Origin of the sequence: Parapedobacter flavus, assembly GCF_035818675.1 — a bacterium.
Classification (GTDB): Bacteria; Bacteroidota; Bacteroidia; order Sphingobacteriales; family Sphingobacteriaceae; genus Parapedobacter; species Parapedobacter flavus.
The window spans coordinates 736,263-749,317 of record NZ_JAYKZZ010000001.1; the positions used below are offsets into that span (position 1 = coordinate 736,263).

A 13,055-nucleotide genomic window follows, 5' to 3' on the forward strand; every position below is an offset into this window, starting at 1 on the left:
GTTACAATTATAGGAGTTATTTTTTATTGTCCGTGGTTAATTGTCAATTCTTCATTTCAAACTTACCGTCTAACCATTGTAGGTTGACCATTAACCGTTAACCATTTCAAATCACCGGTTCCGATTTCAGCATATGGAGTAATAGCTCCATATTAAGCTTATTGCCTAGGTCGTCGTTTTCAGCAGCGTCTGATTCCGGAAGCGTAAACACGTAGTCAGTGGGTTGGTAACGGTATATCCGCCATTTCCCACGGTGGTATTCCAGCGCCGTGAGGTTTTCTACCCAATCGCCCGAGTTGAGATAAGTTATGCAGCCCTTTTCCGTTTCAATCACCCGGATTTCAGGTTGGTGGATATGGCCGCAGATGACATAATCGTAACCTTTTTCGATGGCCAGCGAAGCGGCTGTAGCCTCAAAGTCGTTGATAAACTTCACGGCATTCTTGATGCTGTTTTTAATGCGTTTAGAAAGGCTCATCTTTTCCCGGCCCAATTTTATAAGCGCCCAATTGACCATGCTGTTCAATAGGATAAGGCTATCGTATCCGATAGCACCCAACCGGGCCAGCCATTTCGCATGTTGCATGGATACATCAAATACATCACCATGGAATACCCATGCGCGCTTTTTGCCGATGCGTAGCGAGAGCTTGTTGGTCAGTGTTAGCGATCCGAGTTTAAAATCGGCAAACTTACGGAGCATTTCATCGTGGTTGCCGGTGAGGTAGGTTACCGGCACGCCCTCAGCCACGAATTTGAGTATTTTCCGCACCACTTTCATATGTGATTCGGGCCAATACCGTTTGCTGAATTGCCATATGTCTATGATGTCGCCGTTGAGCAGGATGTGTTTTGGTTTGATGCTTTTGAGGTAATGCAAAAGTTCTTTGGCGTGGCAACCATAGGTGCCCAAATGTACATCTGATATCACGACGAGGTCTACATTCCGTTTATTCATCAGTTCGTGGTCATGGTTATTTCCATATGTAGGCAATCATTGTATGCGAAAGTGAGAAATGGAGGTTACCTTTGTATTAAGTGGGGGTTAAGTTTGTGCGACCGTGCGTATGTTTTAAAAAATAGTACTACAAATGCAAAGGAATGTAATAGACCATCAAAGGCCATCAGCCTACCTTTGTTTACTGATTATTTTAGCTGTTACCATTAAGAAAAGGGTATATGAGTAAACAAAAAATCGTGCATCCTCATCGGGATGCCGGCTTCGTAACCGGGGCGTATTCAGACGGGGTTATTGCAGGGGGCTTCTTATTCATTAGCGGGCAGGCTGCTGTTGATTTCAAGACCTCTCAGTTTGTACTGGGTACCGTTGAAGAAGAGACTAGCCGGACATTGGATAATATCAAAGCCATCGTTGAAGCCGCCGGTGCCACAATGGATGATGTAGTGAAGACCACCGTCCACCTGGCCGATATTGCCGAGTTCGATCGGTTTAATACCGTTTACGGCACGTATTTCAACGACGTAAGACCAGCACGAACCACGGTGCAGTCCGTGCTAGCTGAGAGCATCCGTGTAGAGATCGATTGCATTGTTAAGCTCTCTTAGTTTACTATGGATGTACAGGCGATGAATCCAACGCCGGTTGGTGTGGTTGGATTGGGATTGATGGGGAGCAGCATCGTTGTTGCGCTGTTGGCAGCGGGCCATCGGGTCGTTGCACTGGCCCCAATAGCAGACGAGAAGGAAAAGGCATCGCGCCATTTGGCCGATCTGCTCCGCCATGCGGATGAGGCGGGTATGTTGCCTCAAGGCATCGCCGCCTGCATTGAGCGCCTTCAACTGGTCGAAGATTACCAGCTACTGGCTGACTGCCGCGTGGTGATGGAATGCGTTATCGAAGACAAGCAGATTAAGAAGGCTGTATATCAGCGGATTGCTGAATCCGTGCGTCCTGATGTTGTTATCGCTTCCAATACCTCGGCGATTCCCATCAGTGAGTTGCAGGAACTGGTGCAGCACCCTAAGCGTTTCTTAGGTGTCCATTGGGCCGAGCCGGCGTATATGACGCGTTTTCTCGAGGTTACCTGCGGCAAAGATACCGATCCGGCGGTGGGGCAATATATGTTGTCGCTTGGTGAAACTTGGGGCAAAGAACCCACGCTGATTTTGAAAGATATCCGTGGTTTCATCACCAACCGGTTGATGTATGCGATATACCGTGAGGCGCTCACCTTGGTTGAGCAGGGCCATACCACGCTGGCCGATGCCGATAAGGCCTTTCGATACGATGCCGGGTCGTGGGTTACCGTCATGGGTATTTTTGAACGCATGGCCATTCACGGCGGGGTGGATTATCTTAATGTACTGAAACGGATATTTCCCCAACTAAGCAACCGCGAGGATGTACCGGATGTGATGCAGCGGCTGGTGGAACAAGGGGCAAAAGGCATCCATAACCTTCGCGGGTTGTATCCGTATACCGAAAGTTTGGCAAGACACTGGGAAGCCACGTTCGCCCAATTCAATAAAGACATCTACGGGCTCGCCGCCAAGTATAACGTTAAAGACGCAGTAGAAGCGGAAGGAGCAAACATATCTCAAGAGACATGAACGAAAACCGTTATCACGAATCGGCCCGCTTATTGGCGCGGGCCCAAAATGTATTAGCCAGTGGCGTTTCGTCCGAATTCCGGAAGTATAACCACCCCCATGCTATTTTTTATACCCATGGGAAAGGTAGCCATATTTATGATGTGGACGGCAATGCGTACCTCGATTTCACCCTCAGCCAAGGGCCATTGATTGTGGGACATTCGCACCCCAAGGTGGTGGCGGCCATAGCCGATTATTCGGTGACCGGGCAGCTGTACGCCGGGCAGCACCTAAAGGAGGTGGAGCTTGCGGAGAAACTCAATGAGCTTATCCCCTCTGCCGAACTGATGCGTTTTTGCCTGGATGGCTCGGAAGCGGTGCAAACCGCCTTGCGGGTAGCCCGTGCAAAAACGGGCAAACAAAAGTTCCTCCGGTTCGAGGGGCATTACCACGGTTGGCTGGATAATGTAGCGTGGGGCATCAGCACACCGTCGGCCGAAGCATTGGGTAGCCGCGAAGAGCCATCGGTATATCCATGGTCCGGCGGTTTGGCAGATCATAGCCGCGATGAGTTTATCGTACTCCCCTGGAATGATTTGGAGTTGGTCCGGAATGCTGTGGCCGAGCACCATGCGGACCTAGCCGCCATCATTACCGAACCCGTGATGTGCAACAATGGGTGTATCCCTCCTGCCGATGGGTTCCTGCAAGGGCTCCGCGATATTTGTGATGAATACCGCGTGGCGCTCATTTTTGACGAGGTCATCACCGGCTTCCGGTTGGGCCTGTCGGGCGCACAGGGATATTTTGGCATAACGCCAGACCTCGCCATTTTTGCCAAGGCCATCGCTAGCGGATACCCCATCAGCGCAATTGTCGGCAAACGCCAGTGGATGGACGAGATTGCCTCGGCACGCGTTATCCATGCCGGCACGATGAATAGCGGCAACGCCACGGTCGCCGCCGCCTTGGCTACGATAGCCGTATTGGAAAGCGATCCGGGCACGTATCAGCGGATATACCGGTTGGGTCAGCGACTTATGGGTGGTTTGCGGGCAGCGGCCAAGGAAACCGGTGAGCCGCTGTTGGTGCAGGGTATGGGGCCTATGTTCAATACCACGTTCACTTCGCTCAGCGCCATGCACGATTACCGGGATACGCTGCAGGGCGACAAGGCCAAGCTGGGCCGATTCATTGCAGGGCTACATGACCGTGGTATCCGTGTGATCGGCAGGGGGCTGTGGTACATCAGTGCCGTGCATACCGAAGAAGAGATCGATGAGGCTATTGCTGTAGCTAACGACGTATTGCAATCGCTTTCGTAGGGACAATAGGTTGAAAGAAAAAATGAATAAACCAAAAGAAACAACAAACCGCGTATTTATTGTTGGCGACGGCGAGGAGGCATACCGTGTGGCTGCCAATACGCTGGGCGCCGGTCAGGAGACCGTATTGCTTACGGCTGATCGGACCGAGGCCTTGGCTACCATTGAACGGGTTAGCAGCGCACACACCACTTTGCTTACCTTGTTGGCTGATTGGCCGGATGTCCTCCCCTGTGACGTAGCCATTGCCATCACGGCCGATGAGGTCGCTGCTAAGCGGCGTGTCATCCAGCAGTTGGCATGCCGTTTACCTGAAGATGCTATTATTGCCATCAATACCGAAAGTATTCCGTTGGATGAGTTGCAGGCAGGTATGCCGCAGCCCGGCCATATTCTCGGTCTGAACTGGTGTTATCCGGCCGACCTCACGCTTTTTATGGAGATAGTTGCCAATCCACAGTCAGACCCACGAGCGGTTAATCGGCTCACCGCCTTGGGCCGGGAGGCGTGGGGCAAAGACCCGTATACGGCGCATGGGGGCTTTAGCACGCGTGCCCGTATGATGGCGGCGTGGGCCCGCGAGGCGCTCTATTTGGTCGAAAACGGCTATGCCTCCATGGACAGCATCGACCGGGCGTGTCGAAATGATGCCGGGTACTACCTTCCTTTTGTCGGCAATTTCCGTTACATGGACCTGATGGGCACCTATGCTTACGGAATGGTGATGAAAGACCTCAACCCGGAGCTTGCAAAAAACAACAGCATCCCTGACGGCATGGAGACCGAGCTCGCAGCGTATACCTCGTCAAACCGGGAGTTGCGTGAAAAGGCTTTCGAGCGTTTCAGTAAAGAAATTCGTACACTTATTCTAAAATACCCCCATGAACCGCTTGATTGTTGATGCTCACCTAGATTTGGCCATGAACGCCATCGAATGGAATCGGGACCTGTCGTTACCGTTGGCAGAAATCCGCCAGCGGGAATCCAACATGACCGATCGACCTGATCGGGGCAAGGGCACTGTGTGTTTGCCTGCATTGCGCGAAGGCAGCGTAGGGTTGGTGGTGGCAACTCAGCTGGCGCGTTACCGCCCATCCAGCTATGTACCCACGGCATGGAACTCGCCGCAGCAGGCGTGGGCCATGACGCAGGCACAACTGGCTTGGTACCGGGAAATGGAAACATTGGGCGAAATGGTGCAGATTACCGATCTGGCCTGCTTGGAGCACCACCTCTCGATTTGGGCAGACGAGCAGATAACAAACAGCAAAAAGCGAATCGGCTATATCCTGAGTTTGGAAGGTGCCGATTCGTTGGTGAATATTGATTACCTTTATCGGGCGCATGATTATGGCCTACGGGCAATGGGACTGTCGCACTTCGGGCCGGGACAATATGCGGACGGGACGAAGACCGCGGGGCGGATCCATCCGGAAGGGCTGGAATTGTTGAAGGTGATGGGTGAGCTGAACATGATCTTGGACGTTACCCATCTAACGGACGAAGGTTTCGATCAGGTGTTGGATATCTACGAGGGCCCTATTTGGGCGAGCCATCATAATGTACGGGCCATCGTGCCCAACCAGCGGCAGCTCACCGATGAGCAGATCAAGAAATTGATCGGAAGAAGCGCCGTGATTGGCGGTATGCTGGATTGCTGGGCCATGGATATCCGTTTTATCGATACGGTGTCTGATCCCTGGCAACTGGATATCCGGTTGGAACACTTGGTAGACCATTGGGATCATATCTGTCAGCTGGCTGGCAATACCCATCACATCGGCATCGGCAGTGATCTGGATGGCATATTCGGCACCGAGCAAAGCCCGTGGGATATGGATTCGATCGCCGATTTGCAGAAATTTGAAGATATCCTGCAACGTAGGGGGTATTCGGAAGAAGATATCGACAACATCTTCCACGGCAACTGGCTGCGGTTTTTGCGGCGGGCGTGGAAGAAATAACAAGTAAATGGAACATTGGTATACGATAGCGAATGAAGATGAGGTCGATTCACCGGCCTTACTGGTTTATCCCGAGCGGATAAAACATAATATTGCAATGGCCATCTCGATGATTGGCGACGTAAACCGGTTGCGGCCGCACGTCAAAACCCATAAAACCAACGAAATCCTGCAGCTCCAGCTGGATGCTGGCATTACCAAATTCAAATGTGCTACCATTGCCGAAGCCGAAATGCTGGGCGAGGGAGGTGCACCGGATGTATTGTTAGCGTATCCCGTGTATGGACCGAAGCTGATGCGGTTCCTAGACTTGCTAACGCGTTTCCGGCAAACGAAATTTTCTGTGGTCGTGGATAATGAGGGAGCTGCAACGGCATTGTCGGAAGCAGCTTTGGCTGCTGGCGAAACCATCGATACGTATATCGACCTCAACGTCGGCATGGGGCGAACGGGTATAGCGCCCGGCGCTGGGGCGTTGGCGTTATACCGGTTATGCGCAGAATTGGAAGGGATATCCATCAAAGGGTTCCACGCCTACGACGGCCACGTGCGTGAAATTGATCTCGAGAAACGGAAAACGATTTGCGATCGGAACTTTGAACCCATTGCAGCGATGGTTCGCGTGTTGGAATCGGAAGGATTCGATTCACTACGTCTTATTATCGGCGGCTCGCCATCATTTCCTATTTACGCCAAGTACTCCGAAGTGGAATGTAGTCCCGGTACATTTGCCCTGTGGGACAAAGGGTACGGCGATACGCTACCCGAGCAAAAGTTTTTGCCCGCTGCCGTGTTGTTGTGCCGCGTGATTTCACTGCCCGAACCGGGCCGTATTTGCGTGGATCTTGGCTATAAGGCTGTCGCGTCTGAGAATCTACTTGAGCGGCGTGTCTATTTTCTGGACGCACCAAACCTTACATCCATCAGCCACAGCGAAGAGCATCTGGTGCTGGAAGCACCCGCTGGCCACGGATTCCGCACCGGCGATGTCCTTTACGCACTCCCCATCCATATCTGCCCCACCGTAGCGTTGTATGATCGGCTTACCGTGGTTCAAGATGGCAGTGCGGTTGGTAATTGGCCGGTAGCCGCCCGCCAGAGGTCGTGATTATTGTTAAAATAACCACAGATAATCGAGTTTTTTCCGATTATTGTGCGAATATTTGTCACTTTCATAACCACAGTTTTATATTAACTATCTTTTTGTGAGTGACAAGTATGGTGCGTGTTTTTCATTGTGCGCTGCTCCGTACAAGCAGTTAGTTAATTAGTTAGTTGTTTTGATTTTATGTATCTTTGTGGGAGATAAGGGAGATACCATGAGAGCGGCAAAAAAAAAACTAGATAAGAAAAATATAGCTAAGGCCATCGAAGAGGCAGAAAAGCAAGTTAAAGCAAAAAAGGTTTCTAGAACTTGGTTAGCTTTTCTTAAAGCTGTAGAGAATCCGGGAGAGATAAGTGATATGAAGGCAGTGCTGAAATAGTCTCTATGGGTCGATATTTGTTAGATACAAATATTTTAGTGTTTGTTATTTTGGGTGATTATGATAACGTTTCTCAAGAGGTAGCCATGGTATTGGATGATTATACCAATAAGCTATATGTGAGTTCCGTTTCCGTCGTGGAGCTTTTACAATTACATCGTATAAAGAAGATAAAACCTAAACAATATAAAACACCCCTCGAATTACAAGCAGCTATCGAAAAGGATTTCTACATAGAGATCCTGCCCTTTACAAAACAACATACCAAAACACTGTCGACTCTGCATATTTCCAATCGGCACAACGACCCCTTCGACCATTCCATTATATCCCAAGCCATCGCCGAAAAACTTATACTCGTCTCTTCCGACCGCAAATTTGAAGATTACACTGCACAGAAGCTAAATTTCGTTTTCAATAAGCGATAAGGAGCGAGGTACCGAAATATTGTACCAACTATTTATACATAAATAGTAGCCAACATAATAAAACCCGACTACCTTTAGCCTCATAAATTTTGGGCTATGTCACATTATACATTCAAGGCCGGCGCAGCACAGGTGGATATCACCCCGCCATTAGGCACGGTGATCAATGGTGAGTTTACAAGCCGATACGCCAACAAGATTGCTGATCCGTTGTTTGCTAAGGCGCTTGTGTTACAAGATGGTACCACCACGTTGCTAATCATCATGGTAGATATATGCGCTATGCAGCGGGATTTTCTGGACGATATTAAAGCGACGATTGCCCGGTCGCTTGGGGTTCCACCTGAATGCCAACTTATCGCTGCTACACACACCCATTCCGGCGGTTCGGTAACCGACCTCTTAATGGGACATGTAGATTGGGCGTACCGTCAATGGCTACCCCAGCGGATTGTCGAAACAGCTACAGATGCCTATGCGAACCTCCGGCCCGCCAAAATCGGTTGGGGGAGTGTGGACCAACCGCAACATTTGCTATGCAGGCGCTATCAAATGGGGGCCGGTTATGAAGCGATTAACCCCGTAACCGATGGTTTGGATAAAGTAAAGACCAATCCTTTTGGCGACGAAGAGCAGATAGTTGGCTCAACCACCACGCCAGATCCGGGATTGCGATATTTAGCCGTACAGGGCATCGATGGCCATTGGATTAGCCTGTTGGCCAACTATTCGTTACACTATGTAGGTGATTGCGAGCGCGGTACGCTCAGTGCAGATTATTTTGGTTATTTCGCCCGTTCGGTGGCATCGGGCTTGGGCGCAGATTATCGTTTTGTCGGGATGATGAGTAATGGCACCAGTGGTGAAATAAATATTTGGGATTTTCAAGATCCAGATCGGTATCCAAAAGGCAATCATGAAAAGAGCAAGATGATTGGTGACGATCTAGCATCAGGGGTCGTGGAGTCATTGCCCGAAATCCACTGGGAGGAAGCCCCTGTTTTGGAGGCTAACTATATTGATCTGCTGGTCGGCACACGTAAACCCACAGCCGCAGAATTAGCCACGGCAGAACGAATTGTTTCCGAAACCGATTATGAAAGCATAACCTTCGGCGAACCCAATTTTTTTAAACAAGTTTATGCACGTGAGCAGGTGTTGTTGAGTGGGGTTCCTGATGAGAAGCTATTTCCCATTCAAAGTTTCCGTATCGGATCGGGGGCAATCGGTGGACTTGGCGGCGAGTTTTTTTCGGAAACCGGATTGCAGTTAAAGTCAGTGGGGCCAACGGATAAATATTTTACCGTTTGCCTTGCCAACGACTACGTTGGATATGTGCCTCCGGGGCAAGAGCTTGAGAAAGGTGGATACGAATGTTGGCGTTGCCGTACTAGCTATTTAGCTGCGGACGCCGAAGAGAAAATCCGGAGTGTGCTTGAACAACAACTGGTGGTTTAAAGGAAGTTTTCTAAGCGAGGTCTCGCCAGCTATTTGCCTATATGCCTTCGTTTGGTGCAATTGGGGGCTTGCCCCGGTAAATCGGCTAGCCGCTACAGTGGCTGCCACATCTGTGCAGCTGCAAGAAATTGCCGCATTCATGGGACTGCACGGGGCCGCAGAAGTTACTGCGGACCAATGGGGGCGAAGTTATTTGACGGTTATCCGGCGTAATCGGATAAATTCGACATCACCGGTAATATAAATGCCTAGCCCACTATATATACTATTTTTACAATCAACGGTACTATTTTTCACTGACGATTTCACCTCGAAATATTGTACTATTAATGCATCGAAAAGTAGTAGGCCACGGCGCGCTGCTCCGCTATATTTGAGATGTATTAACTAGTTATAGCTGCATCAGTTCGTAAGGCTTTTATTTAACCAACGATGTTATGATTAATGACTTTCATTCAAAAGAGGATACAGACTATCTGATATAGATTTGCCGTTCCCCAACGAGTGGTAAAGGACAGGTTTTTGTGTAACCTGTTGATTACAAGTAATATGAAAAATAAGGTAAGCAGAGCATGATAGAAATATAGTATCACTTATTTAGACAAAAGTAGTAGCCTGAAAATTTACCGTGAGTTACCTTTGCTATGTAATTTAAACTTCAGTTTAAGTCTATAAATAACGCTAACCTCATATTAATTAATGATTATGGAAAGAATAAGATTACGTTTTTTGTTTCGAGGCCTGTATCTGTTGCTATTAGGGGTATTGATTATACCTAAAGTGACATTGGGCCAAGGAACCGACGTCAGTGGAACGGTCACGGATACGCTCGGGAATGCATTGCCCGGCGTTACCGTTACCTTGTCGGGAAGTACCAAAGGGGTGGTTACAGACGAAAATGGAGCATATGTCATTGACGTGCCAGGTTCGGCGTCGCTAGTATTTACTTTTACGGGTATGGAGTCGCAAACTGTTGCTGTCAACAATAGAACGGTCATCGACGTCATCTTAGCCGAAGCCCAGGATATTTTGGACGAAGTAACGATAGTCGCCTTCGGACAGCAAAAGAAAGAAAGCGTTGTCGGAGCGATTACAACAGTCAAGCCGGGAGACTTAAAGGTGCCTTCGAGTAATTTGACAACGGCCTTGGCTGGACGTGTCGCCGGTCTGATCGCTTTCCAGCAAAGCGGGGAGCCGGGCGCGGACAATGCAGACTTCTTTATAAGGGGCGTAACAAGTTTTGGATATTCGAACAGACCTTTGATTTTGGTGGATGGGGTAGAAGTACCAACCAGTGAGTTGGCGCGTCTGCAAGTGGATGATTTGGCAAGTTTTTCCATTATGAAAGATGCATCAGCGACAGCGCTATATGGAGCTCGGGGAGCGAATGGTGTGATCTTGATTACGACTAAAGAGGGGCGTGAAGGAAAAGCGCGCATCTCATTGCGCTATGAAACATCTGCTTCCCAACCCACACGAAATATAGAGCTGGCTGATCCAATTACCTATATGAATCTGGCGAATGAGTCGAGTTTAACACGGGGAAGAGTAAGACAATACCCATGGGAAAAAATAGAACGGACTGCCGCTGGGGAAGATCCGTTGATGTATCCGGCTAACGATTGGCAGTCTTTTTTGTTGAAAGATCGGACATTTAATCATCGGCTTAATTTAAATGTAAGCGGTGGAGGAAAAGTCGCGCGTTATTATGTGGCGGCGACTTATAACAAGGACAATGGCCTGCTCAAGGTCGATAACCGCAACAACTTTAATAACGGGATTGATCTGAAAACGTATGGACTGCGTTCCAATGTGAATATCAATCTGACCAAAACGACAGAAGCAATTGTACGTCTCAATTCAACCTGGACAGACTATACGGGGCCATTGGGTAATGCAGCAAATTTTTATAATCAGATTATGCATACGGATCCGGTATTATTTCCGGCATATTACGAGCCTGATGAAAAGAATCGTACCACCGAACATATCTTGTTTGGCAATTATGGCGCAGGGGATTATTTGAATCCTTATGCGAATCTCATGAAGGGTTACCGGGATTATACCAATGCCATGTTTTTAGCCCAATTTGAAGTCAAGCAGGATCTGGGTTTTATCCTGAAGGGGCTGAAAGCCAGCGGTATGTATAACACCACACGGTACAACTATTATGAGGCTCCGCGTGAATATGTTCCTTTCTTCTATACCATAGGAAACTATGACAAGCGGACAGGTGAATATTCGCTGGTCAACTTGAATCCTACTGATGGACGTGAGTACCTGACCTATGATCCTGCTAGAAATACAAAACAGATCACTTCTGAGGACTATTTTCAGGGTATTTTAAGCTATAATACAGATATTGGGACAGACCATTCGGTTAGCGGTATGTTGGTCTATACGATGCAGAATAAAATTTCTGCCAATGCTGACGATTTGCAAAATTCTTTGGCCAGAAGAAATCTGGGTTTAGCTGGTCGTTTTACCTATGCTTTGCAAGATCGATATTTTTTGGAAGGGAACTTCGGTTACAATGGATCAGAACGTTTTGCTAAAGAGCATCGTTTTGGCTTCTTTCCATCCGTCGGGGCCGCCTGGTATGTGTCGAGAGAACCTTTTTGGAAAGGTGATATACAGCGGGTCGTATCTAACCTGAAGTTGCGTGGAACCTATGGCTTGGTGGGGAATGATGCTATTGGTAGTCTCGATGATCGGTTTTTCTATTTATCGAAAGTCGATCCCGATGTATCGGCTGCAGGGTACACCTTCGGGTCCGAATTTGGAAACAGGATACATGGTGTGACTGAAGGTCGACTGGAGAACCGAGATATTACTTGGGAGACTTCACAGAAATTAAATCTGAGTGCGGAGATAGGCCTTTTTAATATGGCTAATCTTGTTGTGGATCTGTACAAAGAGCATCGACAAAATATCTTAATGACCCGGGCGCATACGCCGAATACGATGGGTGTAGCTGTTTTGCCGCAAGCGAATGTGGGCGAAGCAAAGAGTAAAGGTATAGATGTTTCCTTGGAGGCGAACAAAAATTTTTCCAGTGGCTGGTTTGTTTCCGGCCGGGGGAACTTCACCTACGCGGAAGGTGAATATGTCAAATATGAAGAACCGGATTACAGTGCGGTTCCTTGGCGATCCCGTGTGGGCTTACCTCTCGGGCAGCAGTTTGGTTTTGTGGCCGAACGCTTATTTGTCGATGATGAGGAAGTCTATAATTCACCACAGCAGTTTGACGAGGTATTAGGCGGCGACATCAAGTACAAGGATATTGATCAGGATGGTGTGATTACGAACCTGGATATGGTACCCATCGGTTATCCGACAATACCCCGGATGACCTATGGTTTTGGATTCTCATTGGGGTATAAAGGTGTAGATTTCTCTTCTTTCTTTCAGGGGTCGGCCAAATCTTCCTTTTGGATAGATGCAGCCGCAACAGCTCCTTTTGTTTCACAGGCTTTAGGACAGAAAAATCAGCTGCTCCAAGCCTATGTGGACGATCATTGGTCTGAAGATAATAGAAATTTGAAAGCACTTTGGCCACGATTGAGTGATATCGCCAGTACAAATAACACCAGAGTGAGTACTTGGTTTATGCGTAACGGGTCGTTTTTGCGTGTCAAACAGGTTGAATTGGGGTATACTTTCAAAGAAATTTTGACGCAAAGAGTTGGAATAGAGAAAATAAGAATATATATAAACGGAACCAATTTGTATAACTTTTCCAAGTTCAAGCTTTGGGATGTGGAAATGGGAGGTAACGGTTTAGGGTATCCCTTACAACAGGTGTACAATTTTGGAATTCAGTGTTCAATATAATTACGTGTC

General features: G+C 48.4%; 11 protein-coding genes. 10 read left to right on the forward strand and 1 reads right to left on the reverse strand.

Features of this window, described 5'->3' with window-relative positions; genetic code table 11:
* Positions 1-106: 106 nt before the first annotated feature.
* Positions 107-958, reverse strand: coding sequence for a UDP-2,3-diacylglucosamine diphosphatase (locus U9S71_RS02970; protein ID WP_326325122.1), 852 nt, complete (start codon positions 956-958; stop codon positions 107-109).
* A gap of 221 nt (positions 959-1,179) precedes the next feature.
* On the opposite strand from U9S71_RS02970, the gene U9S71_RS02975 reads away from it, so the two are divergent.
* The 10 genes from U9S71_RS02975 (at position 1,180) to U9S71_RS03020 (ending at position 13,046) form a co-directional block, all read left to right on the forward strand.
* The gene (locus tag U9S71_RS02975; RefSeq protein WP_326325124.1) at positions 1,180-1,566 is read left to right on the forward strand and encodes a RidA family protein; all 387 of its coding nucleotides are present in this window, start codon (positions 1,180-1,182) and stop codon (positions 1,564-1,566) included.
* Between the two features lie 6 nt (positions 1,567-1,572).
* On the forward strand, positions 1,573-2,571 hold the full coding sequence (locus tag U9S71_RS02980; protein WP_326325125.1) for a 3-hydroxyacyl-CoA dehydrogenase family protein: 999 nt from the start codon (positions 1,573-1,575) through the stop codon (positions 2,569-2,571).
* Positions 2,568-3,878, forward strand: a complete 1,311-nt coding sequence (locus U9S71_RS02985; RefSeq protein WP_326325126.1) for an aspartate aminotransferase family protein — start codon at positions 2,568-2,570, stop codon at positions 3,876-3,878. Before U9S71_RS02980 ends, U9S71_RS02985 begins: the two co-directional genes overlap by 4 nt.
* Before the next feature lie 22 nt (positions 3,879-3,900).
* Positions 3,901-4,779, forward strand: coding sequence for a 3-hydroxyacyl-CoA dehydrogenase NAD-binding domain-containing protein (locus U9S71_RS02990; protein WP_326325127.1), 879 nt, complete (start codon positions 3,901-3,903; stop codon positions 4,777-4,779).
* The gene (locus tag U9S71_RS02995; protein ID WP_326325128.1) at positions 4,760-5,842 is read left to right on the forward strand and encodes a dipeptidase; all 1,083 of its coding nucleotides are present in this window, start codon (positions 4,760-4,762) and stop codon (positions 5,840-5,842) included. The genes U9S71_RS02990 and U9S71_RS02995 overlap by 20 nt, the downstream gene beginning before the upstream one ends.
* Before the next feature lie 7 nt (positions 5,843-5,849).
* Positions 5,850-6,950, forward strand: a complete 1,101-nt coding sequence (locus U9S71_RS03000; protein WP_326325129.1) for a D-TA family PLP-dependent enzyme — start codon at positions 5,850-5,852, stop codon at positions 6,948-6,950.
* 211 nt (positions 6,951-7,161) lie between these two features.
* A complete protein-coding gene (locus U9S71_RS03005) occupies positions 7,162-7,326 on the forward strand; it encodes a hypothetical protein (protein WP_326325130.1) in 165 nt (54 codons plus the stop codon).
* A 5-nt stretch (positions 7,327-7,331) separates the two neighbouring features.
* Entirely contained in the window at positions 7,332-7,754 is a 423-nt protein-coding gene (locus U9S71_RS03010; protein WP_326325132.1) for a type II toxin-antitoxin system VapC family toxin, read from the forward strand.
* Between the two features lie 96 nt (positions 7,755-7,850).
* Positions 7,851-9,212 carry a hypothetical protein gene (locus U9S71_RS03015; protein ID WP_326325134.1) on the forward strand — a complete coding sequence of 454 codons (1,362 nt, stop codon included), beginning with the start codon at positions 7,851-7,853 and terminating at the stop codon, positions 9,210-9,212.
* Positions 9,213-9,917: 705 nt separating this feature from the next.
* Positions 9,918-13,046, forward strand: coding sequence for a SusC/RagA family TonB-linked outer membrane protein (locus tag U9S71_RS03020; RefSeq protein ID WP_326325135.1), 3,129 nt, complete (start codon positions 9,918-9,920; stop codon positions 13,044-13,046).
* The last annotated feature ends 9 nt before the right edge of the window (positions 13,047-13,055 follow it).

Excerpts from the sequence above, each read along its gene's own strand:
- U9S71_RS02970 (WP_326325122.1), bottom strand. The coding sequence starts at position 958 with ATGAATAAACGGAATGTAGACCTCGTCGTGATATCAGATGTACATTTG.
- U9S71_RS02975 (WP_326325124.1), top strand. The coding sequence starts at position 1,180 with ATGAGTAAACAAAAAATCGTGCATCCTCATCGGGATGCCGGCTTCGTA.
- U9S71_RS02980 (WP_326325125.1), top strand. The coding sequence starts at position 1,573 with ATGGATGTACAGGCGATGAATCCAACGCCGGTTGGTGTGGTTGGATTG.
- U9S71_RS02985 (WP_326325126.1), top strand. The coding sequence starts at position 2,568 with ATGAACGAAAACCGTTATCACGAATCGGCCCGCTTATTGGCGCGGGCC.
- U9S71_RS02990 (WP_326325127.1), top strand. The coding sequence starts at position 3,901 with ATGAATAAACCAAAAGAAACAACAAACCGCGTATTTATTGTTGGCGAC.
- U9S71_RS02995 (WP_326325128.1), top strand. The coding sequence starts at position 4,760 with ATGAACCGCTTGATTGTTGATGCTCACCTAGATTTGGCCATGAACGCC.
- U9S71_RS03000 (WP_326325129.1), top strand. The coding sequence starts at position 5,850 with ATGGAACATTGGTATACGATAGCGAATGAAGATGAGGTCGATTCACCG.
- U9S71_RS03005 (WP_326325130.1), top strand. The coding sequence starts at position 7,162 with ATGAGAGCGGCAAAAAAAAAACTAGATAAGAAAAATATAGCTAAGGCC.
- U9S71_RS03010 (WP_326325132.1), top strand. The coding sequence starts at position 7,332 with ATGGGTCGATATTTGTTAGATACAAATATTTTAGTGTTTGTTATTTTG.
- U9S71_RS03015 (WP_326325134.1), top strand. The coding sequence starts at position 7,851 with ATGTCACATTATACATTCAAGGCCGGCGCAGCACAGGTGGATATCACC.
- U9S71_RS03020 (WP_326325135.1), top strand. The coding sequence starts at position 9,918 with ATGGAAAGAATAAGATTACGTTTTTTGTTTCGAGGCCTGTATCTGTTG.